The 21,370-nt window shown below is 70.3% G+C and carries 19 protein-coding genes; 6 read left to right on the top strand and 13 right to left on the bottom strand.

Features of this window, described 5'->3' with window-relative positions; translation table 11 throughout:
- Nucleotides 1–32: 32 nt before the first annotated feature.
- The 4 genes from AB0H88_RS05820 to AB0H88_RS05805 all read right to left on the bottom strand — a co-directional run bounded on the left by AB0H88_RS05820 (nt 33) and on the right by AB0H88_RS05805 (nt 6,405).
- Nucleotides 33–3,191 (bottom strand): BTAD domain-containing putative transcriptional regulator, encoded by a 3,159-nt coding sequence (locus tag AB0H88_RS05820; protein WP_357641672.1) that lies wholly within the window; start codon nt 3,189–3,191, stop codon nt 33–35.
- Nucleotides 3,192–3,326: 135 nt separating this feature from the next.
- On the bottom strand, nt 3,327–5,057 hold the full coding sequence (locus tag AB0H88_RS05815) for a hypothetical protein (RefSeq protein ID WP_357641670.1): 1,731 nt from the start codon (nt 5,055–5,057) through the stop codon (nt 3,327–3,329).
- Nucleotides 5,042–5,803: an ABC transporter ATP-binding protein gene (locus AB0H88_RS05810; RefSeq protein WP_357641668.1), complete on the bottom strand. Its 762-nt coding sequence runs from the start codon at nt 5,801–5,803 to the stop codon at nt 5,042–5,044. Before AB0H88_RS05810 ends, AB0H88_RS05815 begins: the two co-directional genes overlap by 16 nt.
- On the bottom strand, nt 5,800–6,405 hold the full coding sequence (locus AB0H88_RS05805; RefSeq protein ID WP_357641666.1) for a TetR/AcrR family transcriptional regulator: 606 nt from the start codon (nt 6,403–6,405) through the stop codon (nt 5,800–5,802). Before AB0H88_RS05805 ends, AB0H88_RS05810 begins: the two co-directional genes overlap by 4 nt.
- Before the next feature lie 208 nt (nt 6,406–6,613).
- Here AB0H88_RS05805 and AB0H88_RS05800 point away from each other — a divergent pair, with 208 nt between their 5' ends.
- Complete coding sequence (locus AB0H88_RS05800) at nt 6,614–7,180, top strand: Uma2 family endonuclease (protein ID WP_357641664.1); 567 nt, start codon at nt 6,614–6,616, stop codon at nt 7,178–7,180.
- Nucleotides 7,181–7,302: 122 nt separating this feature from the next.
- Nucleotides 7,303–7,605: a hypothetical protein gene (locus tag AB0H88_RS05795; RefSeq protein ID WP_357641662.1), complete on the top strand. Its 303-nt coding sequence runs from the start codon at nt 7,303–7,305 to the stop codon at nt 7,603–7,605.
- Nucleotides 7,606–7,959: 354 nt separating this feature from the next.
- Here the strand turns inward: AB0H88_RS05795 and AB0H88_RS05790 are convergent, their stop codons facing one another.
- Nucleotides 7,960–8,841 carry a GNAT family N-acetyltransferase gene (locus tag AB0H88_RS05790; protein WP_357641660.1) on the bottom strand — a complete coding sequence of 294 codons (882 nt, stop codon included), beginning with the start codon at nt 8,839–8,841 and terminating at the stop codon, nt 7,960–7,962.
- 362 nt (nt 8,842–9,203) lie between these two features.
- Nucleotides 9,204–9,752: a CGNR zinc finger domain-containing protein gene (locus AB0H88_RS05785; protein WP_357641658.1), complete on the bottom strand. Its 549-nt coding sequence runs from the start codon at nt 9,750–9,752 to the stop codon at nt 9,204–9,206.
- A gap of 92 nt (nt 9,753–9,844) precedes the next feature.
- Between AB0H88_RS05785 and AB0H88_RS05780 the strand changes: the two genes are divergently transcribed.
- Nucleotides 9,845–10,741, top strand: coding sequence for a DMT family transporter (locus AB0H88_RS05780; RefSeq protein WP_357641656.1), 897 nt, complete (start codon nt 9,845–9,847; stop codon nt 10,739–10,741).
- Here the strand turns inward: AB0H88_RS05780 and AB0H88_RS05775 are convergent.
- The 5 genes from AB0H88_RS05775 to AB0H88_RS05755 are packed head-to-tail and all read right to left on the bottom strand — an operon-like array spanning nt 10,681 to nt 14,048.
- Entirely contained in the window at nt 10,681–11,070 is a 390-nt protein-coding gene (locus AB0H88_RS05775) for a transcriptional repressor (RefSeq protein ID WP_225291019.1), read from the bottom strand. The two genes, AB0H88_RS05780 and AB0H88_RS05775, sit on opposite strands and share 61 nt — an antisense overlap.
- Nucleotides 11,070–11,942 carry a metal ABC transporter permease gene (locus AB0H88_RS05770; protein WP_357641654.1) on the bottom strand — a complete coding sequence of 291 codons (873 nt, stop codon included), beginning with the start codon at nt 11,940–11,942 and terminating at the stop codon, nt 11,070–11,072. The genes AB0H88_RS05775 and AB0H88_RS05770 overlap by 1 nt, the downstream gene beginning before the upstream one ends.
- Nucleotides 11,939–12,724 carry a metal ABC transporter ATP-binding protein gene (locus tag AB0H88_RS05765; protein ID WP_357641652.1) on the bottom strand — a complete coding sequence of 262 codons (786 nt, stop codon included), beginning with the start codon at nt 12,722–12,724 and terminating at the stop codon, nt 11,939–11,941. The genes AB0H88_RS05770 and AB0H88_RS05765 overlap by 4 nt, the downstream gene beginning before the upstream one ends.
- Nucleotides 12,725–12,746: 22 nt before the next feature.
- Complete coding sequence (locus AB0H88_RS05760) at nt 12,747–13,637, bottom strand: metal ABC transporter substrate-binding protein (protein WP_357642012.1); 891 nt, start codon at nt 13,635–13,637, stop codon at nt 12,747–12,749.
- Between the two features lie 48 nt (nt 13,638–13,685).
- Nucleotides 13,686–14,048: a DUF6703 family protein gene (locus tag AB0H88_RS05755; RefSeq protein WP_357641650.1), complete on the bottom strand. Its 363-nt coding sequence runs from the start codon at nt 14,046–14,048 to the stop codon at nt 13,686–13,688.
- Nucleotides 14,049–14,180: 132 nt separating this feature from the next.
- Here AB0H88_RS05755 and AB0H88_RS05750 point away from each other — a divergent pair, with 132 nt between their 5' ends.
- Nucleotides 14,181–14,468 carry an antibiotic biosynthesis monooxygenase family protein gene (locus tag AB0H88_RS05750; protein WP_214638288.1) on the top strand — a complete coding sequence of 96 codons (288 nt, stop codon included), beginning with the start codon at nt 14,181–14,183 and terminating at the stop codon, nt 14,466–14,468.
- Between the two features lie 94 nt (nt 14,469–14,562).
- Nucleotides 14,563–15,948, top strand: coding sequence for a glycine--tRNA ligase (locus AB0H88_RS05745; RefSeq protein WP_357641647.1), 1,386 nt, complete (start codon nt 14,563–14,565; stop codon nt 15,946–15,948).
- 215 nt (nt 15,949–16,163) lie between these two features.
- On the opposite strand, the gene AB0H88_RS05740 is transcribed toward AB0H88_RS05745, so the two are convergent.
- Nucleotides 16,164–16,805, bottom strand: coding sequence for a hypothetical protein (locus tag AB0H88_RS05740; RefSeq protein ID WP_357641645.1), 642 nt, complete (start codon nt 16,803–16,805; stop codon nt 16,164–16,166).
- Between the two features lie 230 nt (nt 16,806–17,035).
- Here AB0H88_RS05740 and ppdK point away from each other — a divergent pair, with 230 nt between their 5' ends.
- Nucleotides 17,036–19,669, top strand: a complete 2,634-nt coding sequence (gene ppdK, locus AB0H88_RS05735) for a pyruvate, phosphate dikinase (RefSeq protein WP_357641643.1) — start codon at nt 17,036–17,038, stop codon at nt 19,667–19,669.
- A 188-nt stretch (nt 19,670–19,857) separates the two neighbouring features.
- Here the strand turns inward: ppdK and AB0H88_RS05730 are convergent, their stop codons facing one another.
- Nucleotides 19,858–21,357, bottom strand: coding sequence for a M48 family metallopeptidase (locus tag AB0H88_RS05730; RefSeq protein ID WP_357641641.1), 1,500 nt, complete (start codon nt 21,355–21,357; stop codon nt 19,858–19,860).
- Between the last annotated feature and the right edge of the window lie 13 nt (nt 21,358–21,370).

Below are 21,370 nucleotides of genomic sequence, written 5' to 3'. Positions count from 1 at the left end.
CCCTGAGGACAATCGGCTGACAGTACGCCCCGTCAGCCGACGAGGACTGACAGCGCCGCCTCGCCGCTCAGCGCGGCCCCCTTGGCGAAGTGGGCGGCGAACACGTCCGCGCCCAGCCGCTCGGTCGCCCCCGCGGCGACCATGGCGACGTCCCGATCACCCGCGACGGTCGTACCGCGCAGCGCCACCCCCACACCCAGCAGGTACGCCGCCCGCTCAGCCGCCCCTTCGAGCAGCGCCAGCCCCGCCTGGCCCTCGGCGATCTCGGCCGCGTCCGTCGGCACCACCGTGCGCGCCAGCTCCAGCGCCGCACCGTGCCTGCGCCTGGCCTCGGCGAGGTCTCCCTCGGCCGCGGCCAGCCGGCCGAGCGCGGTGTAGGCGAACGGCCTGATGCCCTCGGTCGCGTACGAGCCGGGAACGGCGGCCTCCAGCACCGCGGTGTAGCGGGCCCGCGCCTCGTCGTACTGACCCGACAATCGCGCCAGGTCGCCCCACACCATGTTCAGCAGCGGCAGCCCGCGCGCCATGCCCGTCCGGCGGGCCAGCTCGGTGGCGCGTTCGAGATCGGCGCGGGCTCCGTCCAGGTCGCCTTCCCGCATCAGCCCCGCAGCCCTGCGGCACAGCACGTCCACCAGTTCGTCCGCCGCGCCGAGCTGCTCGTTCAGGTCCACGGCCTGGTCCCAGAGCCGCCTGGCGGCCGCCCAGTCGCCACGCCGGCTCGCGATCATCGCCAGCCATTCGAGGCTCTGCGCCATCCCCCAGCGCTCGCCGACGGCGCGGAAGTGGGTCAGCGTCTCCTCCAGTCGCTGCTCACCCTCGGCCACCCGGCCGCCGAGCAGGTGGATGTGGATCAGCGCTTCTCCCAGCATTGACACGGCCCGGCTCCACGGATCGGAGCCGAGCAGCCGCCCGCGGCGCCGGGTGGCCACCGTGTCGGCCGGGCCCGCCGTCATGCCCCACAGCACGGCCAGGAACGGGTGACGCAGCTCGCCGTCCAGCGTCGTCATGATGTCCACGGCCCGCGCCCACAGCTCGGGGGACACCTCCGGTACGGCCTGCAGCACGCACATGACGTACTCCTCTTCCAGCCCCGCGACCGGCTCGCCGCCGGTCAGATGGAGCAGCCGCAGCGCGGACGAGGCGATCTGTTCACGCCGCCCGCTCAGCCACGAGTACGCCGCCAGGGCCGCGACCAGCCGCGAGGCCGTCTGCGGATCGTCCTCGACGGTGTGCCGGAGCGCCGCCCTCAGGTTGTCGTACTCCGCGGAGAGCCTGGCCAGCCAGTCGAGCTGTTCGGCCCGCCGCAGCCACGGGTCGGCCCGCCGGGCCAGGTCGAGGAACCAGGCGGCGTGCGCGTCGCGGGTCCGCCGCTGCTCTCCCGCCTCGGCCAGCCGCTCGGCGCAGAACAGGCGGATCGTGTCCAGCATCCTGTAGCGCCCGCCGTCGGCCTCGATGAGCGACTTGTCGACCAGGTCGGCCAGCACGTCGCCGTCACCGCAGACGGCCTCGGCCGCCTCCAGCGAGGCGCCCCCCGCGAACACCGAGAACCGCCTGGCCACCTCCTGCTCCTCCGGGGTGAGCAGGCTCCAGCTCCACTCGACCACCGCGTGGAGGGTGCGGTGCCTGGCCGCCGCCGTACGGTCGCCGCGGGAGAGCAGCTTGAAGCGGCCGTGCTCGTTCAGCCGGTCGGCGATCTCCGCCGGGGTGAACGTACGCAGCCGCGCCGTCGCCAGTTCGATGGCCAGCGGCAGGCCGTCCAGCGTGGCGCAGATCCCGGCGCAGACCTCCATGACCTCGGACATGGCCTCCGGATGGGCCGCGAACCCGGGCCGGACGGCGGCGGCCCGCTCGACGAACAGCCGTACGGCAGGGTAGGCGAGGACGTCGGCGGGATCGGTGCCCGGCGGTGGCACGGCGAGCGGCGCGAGGGGGACCAGCATCTCGCCGGTGAGCCCGAGCGGCTCCCGGCTGGTCGCCATGATCACGACGCCGGGGCAGGCGTCCAGCAGCCGCCGGACCAGCTCGGCGGCGGCGGCCACCACGTGCTCGCAGTTGTCGAGCACGAGCAGCGACGGCTGGTCGGCGAGGGCGGCGACGAGGCGGTCGACCGGGTCGGGACGGTCCAGCGCGGCCACCTGCAACCCGGCCTCACGCAGTCCGAGCGCGCCCAGCACGGCCGGGGCCACCTGAAGCCCGTCGTCGACCGACGACAGATCGGCGAACCCCGCCTCCCGGCCCGGCCCCGCCCGGTGGACGGCCTCGACGGCGAGCCGCGTCTTGCCCGTGCCCCCGGGGCCGACGATGGTGATCAGCCGGGCGTCACCGAGCGCGGCGATCCTGGCCAGCTCCTCCTCCCGGCCGATGAGCCGGTTGAGCGGGACGGGCACCCGCCGCCGCGGAGCCTGCTCCCGCCGCTCCTCGCCACGCAGGATCGCCAGATGCAGGCTCGCCAGCTCCGGAGCCGGATCGGCCCCCAGTTCGTCGGCCAGCAACCGCCGCACCTCGTCATAGACCGCCAACGCGGCGGCCTGCTGCCCGGAGGCGTGCAGCGCCCGCATGAGCTGACCGCGCGGCCGCTCGCGCAGCGGATGGGCCGCCACCAGCTCACGCAGCTCGGCGATCGAGGTCCCGCCGGGCAGGGCCAGCTCGGCCTCCGCCAGATCCTCCCTTGCCGCGAGCCGCGCCTCCTCCAGCCGCACCGCCTGCGGCGCGGCGAACGGCGCGTCGGCCACGTCGGCCAGCGCGGGCCCACGCCACAGGGCCAGCGCCTCCCTCAGCACCCGGGCGGCCGGTTCGTGCTGCCCCGCGGCCAGCAGCCGCCGCCCGTCCCGGGCCAGCCGCTCGAACCGGTGCGCGTCGATGTCCTCCGGCTCCACCGCCAACCGGTAACCGGCGCCATGGAACTCCACCAGCCCGGCCGGCAGGTTCCGGCGCAGCCGGGAGACGTGAGCCTGGATGGCGTTGGCCGCCCCGGCGGGCGGGTCGTCGCCGTACTGACCGTCGATGAGCCGCTCCACGCTGACCAGCCGCCCGGCGTCGAGCAGCAGCAACACGAGTAGCGCCCGAGGGCGCGGCCCACCCACGGCGACCGCCTCACCGGCGGCCGTCCGCACCTCAAGCGACCCAAGGATCCCGAACTGCACGGCACCGATTCTGTCCCATTCGCCGGACATGTTCTCACGGAGATCCATGTCGCGGCCCCCATAGGCACCGGATTCGCCGCGGCTCCCTCACGATTGCCAGGCATGCCCGAACGTGCCTGGCCTACGGCGAGTGGCTGCGCAGGCGACGCTGTGTCGGATCACATGCTCCCGGAAACGCTTGCATCAGGAGTGTTTCCGGTGCCGCAGGGGGAGCCACAGGCCCAGCCCGTACATGGTCAGGCCGAGCAGCGCCATGAACACGATCGTCGGCCATTGCAGCCATGGGGGCAGGTAGAGGGCCAGGAACCAGCCGCGTGACTCGACCCCGGTCATCTTGAAGATCCCCGGCACCACCCCCTGCGGGATCAGCGGGATCGCGCCGAAGCCCCAGCAGATGGCGGTGATGATCTGCTCCCGTTTCGGGAGGGTCGTTTTCACGGTCGTGGTCCTGCGTCCGGTCCGCATGACGTTCAGGAGCTCGGGGCCCTGGGCGGTCAGCCGTCGCTGGGCCAGGAGGCCGAAGCCCCAGGCGTACAGGATGCCCGTGACCACGCCCACCGCCACGCCCGGCCAGCCCGCGAACCAGGCCACGAGCCCGGCGGGGACGGCGGTGAGCGTGCACAGGGCCAGCATGGCGTAGACGAGGCCGCTGGCCGCTCCCTCGTCCTCGGTGGAGCGCAACGGGTTGCCCGCCCTGCGGTGCGGGTCGGTGCCGGGGACCAGCGAGTACACCGACACCAGCGGCACCAGCCCGGCGCCGCCGCCCAGCAGGGCCGCCAGGAGGGCGAGCATGAGCGGCCACTCACCCTGCGCCACCGCGGTGAAGGCCAGGGTCAGGGCGATCGCGGGCGGGCCGACGGTCAGCAGCCAGGCGAGCTGCCTGCCGCGTACGTCTCTGGCACCCGGGGTCATGATCGTGAGCCAGAGGGCGGTGCCGTCGCTGCCGTACAGGTTGGCGGACATGCCCGCGGCCATGACGATGAAGATCGGACCGGCCCAGGGAAGCATGCCCGGCCAGCCGAGGATGAGCGGGGCCGCCGCGAACGCCAGCCCGTAGGTCAGGGCCAAGGTGATCTGATGGGTGCGTACGAGGTCGCGCGACCAGGTCTTGAGCTCCTTGCGCACGACCGGCCAGCGGGTGATCCGCCCCCGGTGGGTGCGGCGAGCGGACGGAGTTCTGTTCGCACTCATACGCCTGGTCAGCAGCGCGGCCCACGCGGCCAGCAGCAGTGCGACCAGCAACGCCAGCGCGGCCAGCGCCACGACCGCCCGCACCCAGTCGCCCTGGACCGCCAGCACGCCCCACCCTGACGGCAGGTACCGGACGAACTCCGGCACTCCGCCGTCCACGCCGAACGCCACAGCGAACACCCAGCCCTGCCCGAGCGCCGCCAGGACCGCACCGTTGATCACCCCGGCCAGCACCGCCCCGGCCCGCGACCGCAGCACCAGCCCCAGCATCGCCACGGTCACCTTCGACAGCAGCACGAACGCGGCCAGCTGCAACACCATCGCCGGCACGGCCACCAGCGCCGCTCCCGCGCCGTGCCGTCCTCCCTCGACCACCAGCCCGCCCAGCGCCAGCAGGCTCACCGCAGGCGTCACCCCGACGAACGCCGACGCCAGCAGCCCCTCGGCCAGTCGCCGCGGCGGCAGCCCCAGCAGCGTGAAGTACTCCGGACGCAGCGTCTCGTCCCCACCGCCCGCGAACATCGGCCCCAGCGTCCAGCCGAGCATCCACACGGCGTACGCGGCCGGGAGCAGGGACGGCGCGGAGAGCGCCAGCACGATCGTGCCGCCCGCCAGGGCGACGCCCAGCACGCCGCCCGTCACCACGAGCCCGGCCCGCTGCCCGGTCATCGAGTGACGCAGCACGGCCGCTTTCATCCGCACCATGGTCATCGGGACAGCCATGACAACCCCTTCACGCCACCGTCATTGGTGGCGACGAGCTCCACGAACGTGTCCTCCAGCGACTCGCCATCGCCCCTGACCTCGTTGAGCGTCCCGGCGGCCACGGCCTTGCCCTTGTCGATGATCCCCACGTGGTCGCAGAGCTGTTCGACCAGCGCCATCACGTGACTGGAGAGCACCACGGACCCGCCGCCGGCCACAAACCCCCGGAGAATCTCCTTGATCGTCGCTGCCGACACCGGGTCCACCGCCTCGAACGGCTCATCCAGCACCAGCAGCCTGGGCGCGTGCAGCAGCGCCGTGGCCAGCCCGATCTTCTTGCGCATGCCGGTCGAGTACTCGATCACCAGCGTGGTCTCGGCCTGGTCCAGCTCCAGTACGCTCAGGAGCTCCCCGGCCCGTTCGGCCACCACCCGCTCCGGCAGTCCTCTGAGCAGTCCCAGGTACGTCAGCACCTCCCGGCCGGTCAGCCGCTCCGGCATCGCCATGCCGTCGGGCAGCACGCCGACCAGCTCCTTCGCCTTGTGCGGATCCTGCCAGACGTCCGCGCCGAAGATCCGCGCGCGGCCGCTGTCGGGGCGTAACAGGCCGACGGCCATGGACAGCGCCGTGGTCTTACCCGCGCCGTTCTGCCCGACCAGACCGTAGAACGAGCCCTGGGGAATGGTGAGGCAGAGGTGATCGACGGCGACGTTCGCCCCGTACACCTTGGTGAGCCCGGTGAGCTCCAGCGCCGCCGCCGTCATGGCTGCCTCCGTGTGGCGATCGTGAACAGGGTGGTCAGCTCGGTGGCCAGCAGGCCGAGGTCGAGATCGGGGTTCATGAACAGCTGTGCCGGCACGGCGTCCACCGCACCCCGGATCGCGATCGCCATCGACCGCAGATCGAACTCTCGGAACTCCCCCGTCTTCTGCCCCCAAACCAGCACCTTCTCTATGTCCTTGAGCGCGATCTCGTGCTGCGCCGTATAGGGGCTGGACGTGTCGGTGCCGCCGCGCGCGTGCGTGATGATCTCCACCAGCGCCAGCAGCGGCTTGCGGTGCAGGCGCATGAACGCGAGGTTCGTCTCCAGGTAGACGCGCAGGGCGTCGGTGGCCGTGCTCTGCGCCACAATGGCCGGCTCCATCATCTCGGTGGCCAGCTTGGCCACCTCGGTGACAACGGCCTGGATCAGCTCGTCCTTGCTGCCGAAGTGGTACGAGATCGAGCCGGGGGCAATGCCCGCCCGCTTGGCGATCTGGGCCATCGACGTCTGGGCGTAGCCGAGGGTGGCTATGGCGTCTATGGCGCAGTCGATCATCTGGGCCCTTCGCGCCTCTTCGATGAACGTCCGTGAGGTTGATGGCACGTCAGGATTTTAAACGGACATTCAAAGATTTGGCAATGCACTCAAAGATGACGGTGCCGAGAAGACGTAGGTACGACCAGGCTCGGGAGGGGCGACCGGTCAGGTCAGGTCAGCGAACTCGCCCGGTGAGTCGGCCGCGGAACGGTGGGAGACAGTAGGCTGAATCCGGCGGGAGCGGGCCCGTCGCACAGCATCCGGGAGGTGCGTGATGACCGCCAAGATGGTGGCTCCTTCGTGGATGCATGAGCAGATCACGGCGGAGGAGTACGACTCCTGGTCCGAGGAGCAGTGCTCTGGGATCGAGATCGTGGACGGGATGGTCGTCGTGAGTCCGAGCGCGTCCAAACGGCACCACCGGCTGGCCCGGATTCTGGCAAATGCCCTGGATGGCGCCGCAGGTGCCGACTGGAACGCCGACACGGACTTCGATGTCCGTCTCCAAGACGTGCCGCTCACGAACCGGCGCCCCGATGTCGTCGTCTATCGCGCGGACACGATCGACGTCACGCCCACTCGTCCCGAGCACGTACTGCTGGTCGCGGAGGTGGTCTCGCCGGGTTCGGAGACCACCGACCGGATCGTCAAGGTCGACCAGTACGCCAAGGCCGGCATCGGCTTCTACTGGCGGATCGAGCAGGCCGCGACGGGCGTTCCCCTCGTGTACACCTACATTCTCGATCCTGCGACGAAGACCTACCGGGAGGGCGACATGTTCACCGGTGTGGTCAAGGCTGTGGCTCCCTTCTCAGTGGAGATCGACCTCGGCCAGATCTGATCGCCGTAGCCGCCCAACGCCCCGGCACCCGAATGGGAAGCAGGCGGATGCCCTCGGGGGCGGGCCAAGCTCCATGACAATGGCTCAGGGCCGGGGCCCGGGGCGGCCTGATCCACGGAGCCGTGGACCTGACCGCGGGCGAGAACACGCCCCATGGCTGCCTGTGCGTCAACAGCGTGCACGCCCGCGGACCCGACGCGCACACCGTACGCCAGGACGCCATCGCGGTGCGCAAAGCCGGTGAGGCAGCACTGCGCAGGCGGCTGGAGCAGGCCGCCGATCTGCCCTCCCGCTACGAACCGGCCGCCCTGGCCGCACTCGTCCACACGATCTCCGACGGCATCGCCGTCCAAGCGGCAGCCGGCCGCAGCCACGATGAGCTGCGGCAGGTCGTCGACTTGGCGCTCCGCGCCCTGCTGGACTGAAAGCCCGCAGAGGGCCGTGCGGCGCCAACCGCTCGGCCCCGAGCCCGGCGAACATCGCCGTCGTCTCCCGCTGATGCCTGCCTTCCGGTGAGTGAATTCGAACGGCATCCGGCGCGAGCCGCGTTCGGCAGGGGGCAGAGCGGCGGCTCGCTGATCAGCGGGTACCTCGTTAACGCCGGATTCCGGTCCAGTACCCCGACACCACCGACCCGCCACCCCGACGATTGCCCGACGCGATGCTCGCCATCGTCACGTCCGGAGCACACCCTCATCACCGTGCCCCACGGTGGCCGTGGATCGGATCGCTCAGGTCAGAGGCACGACTGTCCCTTTCTCCCGTACTTGGTCTGCCCCCTACAGAGCGAGTTGGAGTGTCACCTTCTGATGGGTCGGCAGGTAGCCGAGCGTGTCATTGATGGCGCGCATCGGGCGGTTGCTGTCGGCCGTGTCGGTCAGCAGGCCATCGAGGTACGGGTAGCGCTCGCGGGCCTGCCGGATGGCCTCGGCCTTCATCCAGCGGGCCAGGCCGTGCCCGCGATGTTCCGGCAGCACACCGGTGCCGTAGTGCTGGGCATCGCCCTTGCCGTCCCCCGGGACGACCAATTCGGTGAAGCCGACGATGGAACCGTCCGACTCGGCGATGGCAGCCACGGTGTGGAGCAGGTCGCCTCGGCTCTCGACCGTCCGCACCGCCTCCCGTACGCGGTCGACGTCCCAATGCACGCTGCCGTAGTCGGTGTGGTCCATCGGCATGTCGTCCAGGGCGCGGTGGGCCACGGCGAACGTCTCGGCCAGTTCATCGGGCACCATCCCGTCCCACGCGACCAGCCGGTACCCGAGATGCGTGCTGCTGACGATCTCCCGAAGACCGGCGAGGTCGGTCTGCCCCAGTGGCAGCCGCGTGTAGGTCAGGGTCAGCACTGTGCGGAAGCCGTGTACTGACAGGAAGGCCTCTCCCGGCGAGCCGGGCTCCGCTTCAGCGATGACGGAGCGTCGGCCCTCATCGCGGGCCGCGGCCAGCACGGCCGTCAGCAGGAGAGAACCAACGCCGGCGCGCTGTTCGGCCGGGTGGACGTGGAGATCGAGCTCGGCCAGATGCTCCTGGCCCGCCCTGGTGAACAGGCGAAGAAAAGCCGACCCGACGGGAGTGCCGGTGGACCGGGTGGCCAGCCAGGCGAGGCGCCGGCTGGATGAGGTGAGCTTGGGGTCAATCAGAGGGGTGATGCGAATCGACACGATGTCTCCGGCTTGAGGGGAGGTGGCTGATAGCAGAGCTGCGGCCTGGCCCCTGAACGGTCCTGCGCATCTGCTGCACACCTCCTTCAAGTACGGCCTCGACATCCGACGCGATCGGCAAACTATAGCGGGCGCGATCATCGCGCAGTAGACGTCGGCCGGATCGTGTTACTTCGGCTCACGTCCGGGGGCGCGGGAGCCGGCAGGCCACCGCCCGGGGTTCGGGGCGGAGCCCGATGGGCGCAGCCCGAGCGACAGCGAGGACCATGCCTTTAGGGGGTCGAAGGGGGCGGAGCCCCCTGGGAAGCACGCCTGAGCGCCATTCGCGCGTAGCGCGCCCCGATCGCGATGACCGAGCTTTGTCAGGCCCGTCGCCGAGCCCGATAGGCGGCCACATGCATCCGGTTTCCGCACGTACGGCTGTCGCAGTAGACCCGGGACCGGTTGCGCGACTCGTCCACGAACACCCGGTCGCAGTCAGGGGCTGAGCAAGTCCGCAGCCGCTCCCACTCCCCTTCCACCAGCAGATGCGCCAGCGCCACCCCGCAGTCCGCCGCCAGGTGCTCGGAAAGCGTCGCGTCCGGCGCGAAGTAGTGCATGTGCAGCGGATGCCCGTCGTGCTCCGTCAGCCGGGGCGTGATGCGGGTCTCCGACAGGAGCGCGTTGAGCAGCCGTACGGCCGTCGGCTGGTCCGGCGCGATGAAGACGCGGTGGAACGCCTCCCGCACCAGTCGCACCTGCCCCAGGTCGCGGGCCGTGAGCGCGCCGATGCCGCTGACCTCTCGCGACTCGACGAACGCGTGCAGGTCGGCCGGCTCGGCCAGACCGTCGTCTCCGCCGGTCGACGGGGACGTGTTGACCAGCTCTACAACCGTGGCCAGCGAATGCACCATGTCATGGCCAAACGGCATGTTGACTCCTGTCGACGACCGGCTCTAGCGTGGACGCAGCGTATCTCGCTCCAAGGGCCTCGGGGGTTTCTGTGGGTGCACATCGTCGTATCGTGCTGATCGCGATCGCGGGTGCGCTGATCATCTCCACCTCCGCGCCGCTGGTCCGGTTGTCGGGGGTCTCGCCGGCGACTTCGGCGTTCTTCCGGTGCGCGTACGCGCTGCCGCCGATGCTGGTGCTGGCCTGGCTCGAACGGCGGAGGCTGGGGCCCCTGCCGGCCCGCAGCCGCAACCTGGCGTGGCTGGCGGGCGTGCTGTTCGCGTTCGACCTGCTGTTCTGGCACCAGGCTATCAAGTACGTGGGCGCGGGACTGGCGACCGTACTGGGCAATCTGCAGGTCTTCATCGTGGCGTTCGCGGCATGGGCGCTGTTCCGTGAGCGGCCGTCGAACCGGCTGATGTCGGCCACCCCGGTGGTGTTCGCCGGGGTGGTGCTGATCTCGGGGGTGTTCGACAGCGCGGCCTATGGGGCGAATCCGGTGCTCGGGGTCGTGACGGGTGTGGCCACCTCGATCTCGTACGCGGCGTTCCTGCTGGTGCTGAAGGGCGGCTCGGGGCGGACGGTCGGGCCGTTGACGCACGCCACCGCCGTGGCCACGGTCGCGATGGCCGCGCTGAGCCCGGTGTTCGGGGGCGCCGACTTCGTCCCGAGCTGGCCGGCGCACGGCTGGCTGCTGCTGCTCGCGCTCGGGCCGCAGGTGGTCGGCTGGACGCTGATCGCGTACTCGCTGCCCAGGCAGCCCGCCGCGCTGACCGCGCTGCTCCTGCTCGTCCAGCCGATGACGACGGTCGCGCTGTCGGCCGTGCTGCTCGGCGAGCACCCGTCGCCGCTCCAGCTCGCCGGGTGCGGAGTGATCGTCTTGGGCGTACTGTACGGCTCGCGGCGCGCTCAGCCCGCCCGCACCGAGGCCGAGCAGCCGGAGCAGGTGCCGAACACCTCGACCGTGTGAGTGATCTCGGTGAAGCCGTGCTCGGAGCCGACCGTCTCCGCCCAGCGTTCGACGGCGGGGCCGGCCACCTCGACGGTCCGGCCGCAGCGGCGGCACACCAGGTGGTGATGGTGGTCGCCGCTGGCGCACGCGCGGTAGACGGACTCGCCGTCGTCGGTGCGCAGCACGTCGACGAGACCGCCGTCGGCCAGCGCCTGCAGCGCCCGGTAGACCGTGGTCAGGCCGATCTTGGCGCCGTGGGCGCGCATCTCGGCGTAGACGTCCTGGGCGCTGCGGAAGCCCTCGCTCTGACGGAGGGTGTCGTGCACGGCGTCACGTCTCGTGGACATCATGTGACCTCCTCGACGCGCATGCCGGATCGCTCGCTCACTGTGGACTCCTGGGGTCTGCCTCGCCGTACGAACTTACCGACACCGAGGGCCAGGACGAAGCCGCAGAGGGCGAGAAGCACGATCGCGGCGCCCGGCGGCACCCTGGCGGACAGCGTCGAGGCGAGCAGCCCGCCCACCGCCGCGACGACGCCGAACAGCATGGCCAGCGTCATCGTCGAGCGGAACCCCCTGGTCAGCTGTTGACCGGTCGCTACCGGGATCACCATCAGCGCGCTGACCAGCAGCAATCCGACCACGCGCATGGCGATGACGACGGTCAGCGCGGCCGTGACGGCGATCAGCAGGCTGAGGAAGCGTACCGGCAGGCCGCTGGCCCTGGCCATCTCCTCGTCCTGGCAGAGCACGAACAGCTCCCTGCCGAAGATCACGACCACCGCTATCACCGCGACGGCCAGCCCGCCGATGATCCAGATGTCCTCGGTGGTGACGCTGGCGATGGCACCGAACAGGTACGAGTTCAGCTTGGCGTTGCTGCCACCCGGCGCGATGCCCATGAGCATGACGCCGCCCGCGATGCCGCCGTAGAACAGCAGCGCCAGCGCCACGTCGCCACTGGTGCGCCCGCGCGCCCTGACCAGCTCGATGGCCACGGCGCCGATGACGGCCACGGCCACGGCGGTGAGCACGGGCGCGGTGCCCGTCAGGAAGCCCAGCGCGACGCCGGTCAGCGCCACGTGCCCGATGCCGTCGCCGAGCAGCGCGAGCCTGCGCTGGACGATGAAGGTGCCGACGGCGGGCGCGCAGAGTCCCACCAGCAGCGCCGCGATCAGCGCCAGCTGGAAGAACTGCTTGCCCAACAGCTCGATCATGGCTCTCCCCGCCATCCGGAAAGGGGTCCCGCGCTCGCCTCGGCGGCGTGCGGGTGCACGTGCTCGTGTCCCGGCCGCGCGCAGTCGCCCTCGGGCCGTGGTGGTCTGCCGTCGTGCGCGATCCGGCCCTCGCGGATCACCACGCCGCGGGTGATGAGCGGCTCGAGCGGGCCGAGCTCGTGGGCGACGAGCACGATGGTCTTGCCGTTCAGCACCAGCGTGGCCAGCGTATCGGCGAGCAACTGCTGAGTGTCGGCATCGACACCCGCGGTGGGCTCGTCCATGACGTACGTGTCGGGTTCGCCGGCCAGCGCGCGGGCGATGAGCACCCGCTGCTGCTGGCCGCCGGACAGCGACTGCACCGGGTCACCCGCCCGGTCCGCCAGCCCGACGGCCTCGAGCGCGCTCGCCGCCGCCGCCTTGTCCGCGGGGCTGGTACGGCGCAGCCGGCTCTGCCTGGCGACGCGCCCGGAGGTCACGACCTCGCGGACCGTGGCGGGCACCCCGCCGCCGACGGCCAGGCGCTGCGGTACGTAGCCGATGCGCCACCACTCGCGGAATTTCGCGGGCGGTGAGCCGTACACCAGGGTCTGGCCGCCCGAGAGCGGAGTGAGGCCCAGCAGGGCGCGTACCAGCGTGGACTTGCCGGAGCCGTTGGCGCCCATGAGGGCGACGACCTCGCCGGGGCAGACCGTGAGGTCGATGCCGCGCAGGATGTCGCGCCGGTCCAGGCTCACCCGGCCACCGGTCATGGCGAAGGCGGTCTCAGCCTTGCCGCTCATGCTGTACACCCCGATGCGCCGGTCATGCCGTACACCCCAATGCGGTCTGCAAGGTCTTCAGGTTGCCCCGCATTCCCGACAGGTAGTCGCCCGACGGCTTGCTCTCCAGCGGGTCGAGCACCGCCGTCCGCGCGCCGACCTCCTTGGCGAGCACCTCGGAGACCTTGGGGCTGACCAGGGCCTCGGTGAAGATCGTGGTCACCTTCTCGTCCTTGGCCAGCTTGGCGACCTCGGCGATGCGGGCGGGGGAGGGCTCGGTCTCCGGGTCCAGGGTGATGCCGATCTGCTTGAGGTGATAGCGGTCGGCCAGGTAGCCGAACGCCTCATGGGCGGTGACCAGCGTCTTGCTCGCGCAGGTGGTCAGGCCCTTGGCGTACTCCTGGTCGAGGGTCCCCAGGGCGCCGGCCGTCTTGACCGCGCGGTCCCGGTAGCCCTGTGCGTGCGCGGGGTCGGCGGCGGCCAGGCGCTCGCCGAGCTTGGCGGCGACGGTGGCCAGGCGGGACGGGTCCAGCCAGAGGTGCGGGTCGTAGCCGATGTCGTGGCCCTCCGCGTGCTCGCCGGCGGGCAGCGTCTTGACGGCGGTCGCCGCGTCGAAGCTCTTGTCCTCGGCGACCGCGTCGTCCACGGCGGGCTGGACGCCCTTGATGTAGACGGTCAGGGTCGCGTCCTCGAGCTGGGCCACCTGGTGCGCGCCCAGCTCCAGGTCATGCGGTTCGACGCCGGGGGCGGTCAGGACCGACACGCTCACGTCGGGGCCGCCGACCTGCTCGGTGAGCCACTGGAGTGGGTAGAAGGCGGCGATCACAGCGGGTTTGCCGGGCGTCGCCGTCTCCGCGGCGCCGGAGTTGGAGCACGCGGCGGCCGTCAGGGCGGTCGCGAGGATGGCAGCACCGATTCGGGGCGTTCGGGACATCACGCCCTCGATTATGGGGAAAATGAAAATGATTGTCAAAATCTACGGCTAAAACACTCCGAAGCGGTCGGCCGCGAGGACCAGCAGGAAGGCCAGCATCACGACCCGCAGCAGCCGCCCGCCGAGCCCCAGCGACGGCCAGGACAGGTACGCCAGCCAGCCCACGAACCCCAGCACCGGCAGCACCGCCACGCCGCCCAGCCAGCTGTCCACGGCGAACCCGGTCAGCAGCAGCACCACCAGCACGGCGGGCGCCGCCCACTTGGGCACCTGCGTGAACAGGAACGTCATCGGGGTCGCGCTGCGCTCCTCGACGGCCTTGCGCAGGCCGGTCGCGCCGGGGGTGAAGAACCGCTCGCCGGCGGGAAGCGGCCGCCGGGGATTCCCGCGGCGGTTGTCGTTGGTGGCCACGGCCCGAGCCTAGCCCCGTACCCATCCGGCGGCAGGTAGGGCGGTCGGAGCGGCCGAATCGGACACCGGGTGCGGGCAGGTCAGGGGCTGGAATCGCCCAGCGGTACGTAATCGTCTGACATCCTGGTGTGCGTGCTCGCCGTCATCCGTTACACCGTCCCAGAGTCCCAGTCCCAAGACTTCGTCAAGCAAGGCCATGTCATCCTCCAGACGCTGGCCGACCAGCCCGGATTCCTGCGCGGCCGGTTGGCCCGCTCGGTCGATGAGCCCAACCTGTGGGCGCTGGTCAGTGAGTGGGAGGGCGCCGGCTTCTACCGCAGGGCCCTGTCCGCGGCGCGGATGGCGATGTATCCCCTGATGATCCTCATGGTCAACGAACCAAGCGCGTTCGAGGACGTCTACCTTCAAGACGGCGAGTAGAAATACTCGCGCGCGAGGGCTCTTGAGCGTCCCCTAAGCTGGGAGCTCACCCATTCCCTTCGCCGACCTCCAGCCGGAAAGAGACGCAACCAAAATGGCACGACGCACAGACGTCATGGACACGATCGTCAGCCTCGCCAAGCGCCGCGGGCTCGTTTACCCGTCGAGCGAGATCTACGGCGGACTGCGCGCGTCGTGGGACTACGGTCCCCTGGGCGTCGAGCTGAAGAACAACGTCAAGCGGCAGTGGTGGCTGTCGATGGTCCAGTCGCGCGACGACGTGGTGGGTCTCGACTCCTGCGTCATCCTGGCCCGCGAGGTCTGGCAGGCCAGCGGTCACGTGGAGACCTTCACCGACCCGCTGACCGAGTGCCAGTCGTGCCACAAGCGCTACCGCGCCGACCACCTCCTCGAAGCGTACGAGGAGAAGAACGGCAAGGCGCCCGAGAACGGCCTGGCCGACATCACCTGCCCCAACTGCGGCAACAAGGGCGCCTTCACCGACCCGAGGCAGTTCAGCGGCCTGCTCAAGACCTACCTCGGCCCGGTCGAGGACGAGTCGGGTCTGGCCTACCTGCGCCCGGAGACCGCGCAGGGCATCTTCATCAACTACCTCAACGTGCAGCAGTCGGCGCGTAAGAAGATCCCGTTCGGCATCGGCCAGGTCGGCAAGTCCTTCCGCAACGAGATCACCCCGGGCAACTTCATCTTCCGCACCCGCGAGTTCGAGCAGATGGAGATGGAGTTCTTCGTCAAGCCGGGCAGCGACGAGGAGTGGCACCAATACTGGATCGACGAGCGCTTCCGCTGGTACTCCGACCTGGGCATCAACAAGGACAACCTCCGGCTCTACGAGCACCCCAAGGAGAAGCTGTCCCACTACAGCAAGCGCACGGTCGACGTCGAATACCGCTTCAACTTCGCGGGCGGTGAGTGGGGCGAGCTCGAGGGCATCGCCAACCGCACCGACTTCGACCTGACCGCCCACTCCAAGGCGTCGGGCGTCGACCTGAGCTTCTTCGAGCAGGACACGGGCGAGCGCTACGTGCCCTACGTCATCGAGCCGGCGGCGGGTGTCGACCGGGCCACGCTGACGTTCCTGCTCGACGCCTACAGCGAGGACGAGGCGCCCAACGCCAAGGGGGTCATGGAGAAGCGCACGGTCATGCGGCTCGACCACCGGCTCGCCCCGGTCAAGGCCGCGGTGCTGCCGCTGTCGCGCAACGCCGACCTGTCGCCGAAGGCCCGCGACCTGGCCGCGCAGCTGCGCCGTCGGTGGAACGTCGAGTTCGACGACGCGGGCGCGATCGGCCGGCGTTACCGGCGCCAGGATGAGATCGGCACGCCGTTCTGCATCACGGTCGACTTCGACACCCTTGAGGACCAGGCGGTCACGATCCGCGAGCGCGACTCGATGGCGCAGCAGCGCATCTCGCTCGACGCCGTCGACTCCTACCTCCGCCAGCACCTGAACGACTGATTTTTTGTTACGGCCGGCAGTGGCCAGCCCCACCCTTGCGCGGGGCCGGCGTCTGTCCAGGGACACGCTCCTGCGGTTTACGGGGCTGGCCGCCGTGACGTGCGCATTGTTGACCCCGTTCGCGGTCTTTCGAGACCGTGGGCGGGGTCGACGTCGTTGGGGCAGGTGGGCAAAGAAGCAACAGTCGGCAAGAGAGTCAGCAGCGTGCGGGAGCATCAGCGGCGGGCGCGGCTCCGGCATACCGCCAGGGTGATGGCGTACGCGATCGGAGGCAGGACGAAGAGCGCGGCGCGCAGGCCGTACACGATCCAGAGGTAGGTCTCGTGCGGTGCCGTGAGAAGCGGCATCGGCGCCCTCGGGTCCGGTGGGAGCTCCGAGACCCACGTCCCGGCCCACAGCACCGTGAAGAACGTGATCACCGCCACGCCGAGCGCGGTGCGGACGGGCGCGTGCGAGGGGCGGTCCAGGAGGTTGTGCACGCGGCGGTCCCCGGTGAAGCGGCGCTCCAGGAACGGATAGAAGAGCAAGATCATCGCCGCCCAGTGGTGCATCTGGCGCACCAGCAGGCCGCCCCTGATGTCCAGGCTGAGCTCGCGTACCGAGGCGAAGGCCACGTCGGGGTTGGGCTTGTAGAAGAAGACCAGGAACGTGCCCGTCAGCACGAGCAGGACGAACGAGTACAGGGCGAACTCGCCGAGCAGGAACGACCAGTGGCTCGGGAAGAGCTTGCGCAGGTTCGGGCCGAGCCAGCCGGCCAGCCCGAGGCGCTCGTCCAGGTAGCGCGCGGAGCCCTGCGCGGCCTTGGCCGATCCGGCGACCAGGCGGGCCGAACGCTGGGGCTTGGTAGGAGTGGCCATCGGGCGCCTCCTGCTAGGGGGTGCTCCGATTGTGCATCTAACATCTGGATCTTTCAAGAAATTGGTTTATACCAATTGGTATAAACCAATTCTTGGTCAAACAGAACATTAATTGGATTAGACCGGTTATAGCCCCTTCACCAGCTGAAACGTTGACTTAACCGGTGAGTGCAGTTTCATCATGATTATCGCCGGTAGAGTCCGAACCAGAGGCGTTGATTGGAGCTGTGGTGGCCAAGTATGTTTACGACTTCACCGAGGGCAACAAGGATCTCAAGGATCTTCTCGGCGGCAAGGGAGCAAACCTCGCCGAAATGACCAATCTCGGGCTGCCCGTCCCTCCCGGGTTCACGATCACCTCCGAGGCCTGCCGCCACTACCTGGCCGAGGGCTCGGTCCCCGACGGCCTGGAGCGGGAGGTGGCCGAGCACCTGAGCGCGATGGAGAAGCGGATGGGCAAGACGCTCGGCCAGGCCGACGACCCGCTGCTCGTCAGCGTCCGCTCCGGCGCGAAGTTCTCGATGCCCGGCATGATGGAGACCGTCCTCAACATCGGGCTGAACGACGAGTCCGTGCACGGCCTGGCCAAGCAGGCAGGCGGCAACGACCGCTTCGCCTGGGACTCCTACCGCAGGCTCATCCAGATGTTCGGCAAGACCGTGCTCGACATCGACGGCGAGCTGTTCGAGCAGGCGCTCGAATCGCTGAAGGGTGACCGGCAGGACACCGACCTCGGGGCGGCCGAGCTGCAGGGCCTGGTCGAGACGTTCAAGGGCATCGTGCGCGATCAGACGGGCAAGGACTTCCCCGCCGACCCGCGCGAGCAGATGCGCCTGGCCGTCATGGCCGTCTTCGACTCCTGGAACGCCCCGCGCGCCATCCTCTACCGCCGCCAGGAACGCATCCCCGCCGACCTCGGCACCGCGGTCAACATCGTGGCCATGGTCTTCGGCAACGTCGGCAACGACTCGGGCACCGGCGTCGCCTTCACCCGCGACCCCGGCTCCGGCCAGCAGGGCATCTACGGCGACTATCTGCAGAACGCCCAGGGCGAGGACGTCGTCGCCGGCATCCGCAACACGATCCCGCTCCAGGAGCTGGAACGCCTCGACAAGAGCGCGTACGACGAGCTTCTGCAGATCATGGAGACGCTGGAGAACCACTACCGCGACCTGTGCGACATCGAGTTCACGATCGAGCGCGGCAAGCTCTGGATGCTGCAGACCAGGGTCGGCAAGCGCACCGCGGCCGCCGCGTTCTGCATCGCCACCCAGCTCGTGGACCAGGGCCTCATCACGCTCGACGAGGCCGTCACGCGGGTGACGGGCGACCAGCTGGCCCAGCTGATGTTCCCGCGCTTCGACTCGGGCGCCGAGAAGAAGAAGATCGCCAAGGGCATGAACGCCTCGCCGGGCGCCGCCGTCGGCAAGGCCGTGTTCTCCTCCGAGCGCGCCGTCGAGCTGGCCGGCCAGGGCGAGGACGTCATCCTGGTGCGCCGCGAGACCAACCCCGACGACCTGTCCGGGATGATCGCCGCGCGCGGCATCCTGACCAGCCGCGGCGGCAAGACCTCACACGCCGCCGTGGTCGCCCGCGGCATGGGCAAGACCTGCGTCTGCGGCGCCGAGGAGCTGGAGGTGTCGATCGGCGAGGGCAGGTTCACCGCGCCGGGCGACGTCGTGGTGAACGAGGGCGACCTCATCTCCATCGACGGCACGACCGGTGAGATCTTCCTCGGCGAGGTGCCCGTGGTGGACTCGGCCGTGGTCGAGTACTTCGAGGGCGGGGAACCCGACGACGACCTGGTCCGGGCCGTGGACCGGATCATGCGGCGGGCCGACGAGGTACGCCGGCTGGGCGTGCGGGCCAACGCCGACACCCCGGACGACGCGGCCAGGGCGCGCCGCTTCGGCGGCGAGGGGATCGGGTTGTGCCGTACGGAGCACATGTTCCTGGGCGAGCGCAGGCAGCTCGTCGAGGACCTGGTGCTGGCCTCGGGCGACAAGGAGCGCCAGGCGGCGCTGGACGCGCTGGAGCCCCTCCAGAAAGCCGACTTCATCGGGATATTTCGGGCTATGGAGGGGCAGCCGGTCACGGTCCGGCTCATCGACCCGCCGTTGCACGAATTCCTGCCGGACCTCACCGACCTGTCGGTCAAGGTGGCCATCGGGGACGCCACGGACAAGGACCGCAAGCTGCTGTGTGCCGTCAAGAGGCTGCACGAGCAGAACCCCATGCTCGGGCTGCGCGGTGTGCGGCTCGGCCTGGTCATCCCCGGCCTGTTCGCCATGCAGGTACGCGCCATCGCCCAGGCGGCCAAGGAGGTGCCGGGAGCCGAACCGGAGATCATGATTCCGCTCGTGGCCGCCGTACAGGAGCTGGAGGCCGTCCGCGAGGAGGCCGCCGGGATCCTCGCGGACCTCGGCGTCGAGGCCCTGATCGGCACCATGATCGAGACGCCCAGGGCGGCGCTCACCGCGGGCCAGGTCGCCGAGGCCGCCCAGTTCTTCTCCTTCGGCACCAACGACCTGACCCAGATGACCTGGGGCTTCTCGCGGGACGACGTCGAGGCCGCGTTCTTCTCCCGCTACCTGGAGCTCGGCATGTTCGGGGTCTCCCCGTTCGAGACCCTCGACCGCGACGGCGTCGGCCGCCTGGTCACGATCGCCGTCGAGGAGGGCCGCGCGGCCCGCCCCGACCTCAAGCTCGGCATCTGCGGCGAGCACGGGGGCGATCCCGACTCGGTGCACTTCTGCCACCAGGCCGGGCTCGACTACGTCTCCTGTTCACCGTTCCGCATCCCGGTCGCCCGCCTGGAGGCCGGCCGCGCGGCCCTCGCCGAATGCGACTCCGACACCCGGTAGACACCCGGCCCCACGCCGGGCATCCGTCCTTCCGAAGGGAGTTCACACGACCGCCTCGATCGCTGTGACGGCCCGTCGTGGTGGGGGTCCCTTTGGGGGGATACCCCCTTCGGGGAGGGGATGGAGACCGTCCGTCGTGGCTGGTGTCCCTGTGGGGGGCCGTCCCGGGGACCATTGCGGTCACCAGGCTAGACGGTCGCCTTCGCCTGCTCCAGCGTGGCGGGCACGTAGTCGTGACGCATGCCCAGGTCGCCCAGCCACTTCCGGAGCCCCGGAACGGCGGACGGGTTGGCCGCGACCTGGGCCGCGTACTCCGACAGCGCCACCTCCTCGCCGTCGTCGAACAGCAGCCGCGCCGGGCCCGCCCACGACAGCGTCCACCGCGCCTGGCCGTGCTGGATCAGCACCGCCTCCAGCGCCTGCCCGAGCACCCCGGCCAGCAGCGTCTCCGACGGGTTCCAGCCCAGCTCGCGCAGCTTCTCCTCCAGCTCCGGCCGCCGCCCCCTGGCGATCACCTCGAAGGCCGCGTCGAGGTAGGGCCGGGTGGCGCCCAGCACCCGCTGCCCGGCCAGCGCCAGGTCGTTGAGCGCCTCGGCGTTGCGGGCCGCGTACATGCCCTGGGACACCAGCTCCTCCCACGACACCGCCCGCAGCCCTGTGAGCGCCTCAGGCGTCCACATCGACTGCTCGACCGCCTGCACCGCCACGTTCGCATCACGCAGCAGCGTGAGGGCCGAGCGCGGGTCGGGTACGTGCTCCGGCTCGGGCAGCAGCTCGATGGCGGCCAGTCGCTCGGCCAGGCTCGGGTGGGAGTCGTAGAGGGAGGTCTCCCGCGGCTCCTCGCCGAGCTTGGCCACCTCGGCCTGCCTGGCCGGGTCGCTCATCAGCGCGTGGAATCCGCCGAACACCGCCGCGGGCCGGTTGCCGCCCGCACCGGTCATCGACAGGTAGTACTCGGCGTAGATGTCCCAGGCCGTCGCCGTGCCGTGGATCTTGCGCAGCGCCTCCGACATCGCCTGGCGACCGCCGATGGCCACCGCGAACCGGTCGGCCTCCAGCTCCTGCCCGCGCGACACGCTCTGGGAGACGAGCATGTAGAGCTTGGCGTAGTACGTGAACAGCCGCTGGATGAACGGGTGGTTGCCGAGCCCCTGGACGGTCGCGATCAGCGCCACCCGGCCCCGGTAGACCGGCGCGCCCAGGCGGGTGTGGGCGCCGCTGTAGTGGCCCAGCTCGTGGCCGAGCACCGCGCGCATCTCGTCGACCGTGAGGGTCTGCAGCAGCGGCAGGCCGATGTACATGCGCCGCCTGGTGGCCTTCATGCCGAGGAAGCGGGTGTCCTCCGACACGGCCGCGTTGACCTCGGGCACCAGGCGGATCTCGTCGGGCGGTGCCGTACGGACGCGCTGGGACAGGTCGTCGACCACCTGCCAGAGCGCGGGCTCGTGCTCGCGGGCGACCAGCACGCCCGGCTGCTCGCCGTCCTTGCGGCGGCTGACCATGATCAGGGCGCGCAGGAGCGCGGCCCCCGCCAGGGTCAGGATGACCGCGAACTTGAGGCCGTTGACGTGGAAGTCGACCAGCAGCAGCACATCGAAGAAGACGGCCGCGACCAGAATGAGGCCGACCAGCACGTAGAAGCCGGCAAGCAGGGCGAAGGCCAGCACGGCCCGGAACGCTGTGGTCATGGAGGAGGGGCTC

Origin of the sequence: Nonomuraea sp. NPDC050680 (assembly GCF_040654555.1) — a bacterium.
Taxonomy (GTDB): Bacteria; Actinomycetota; Actinomycetes; order Streptosporangiales; family Streptosporangiaceae; genus Nonomuraea.
The sequence above is the reverse complement of the archived record's forward strand: the minus strand, read 5'-3'. Positions and strand labels throughout refer to the sequence as shown.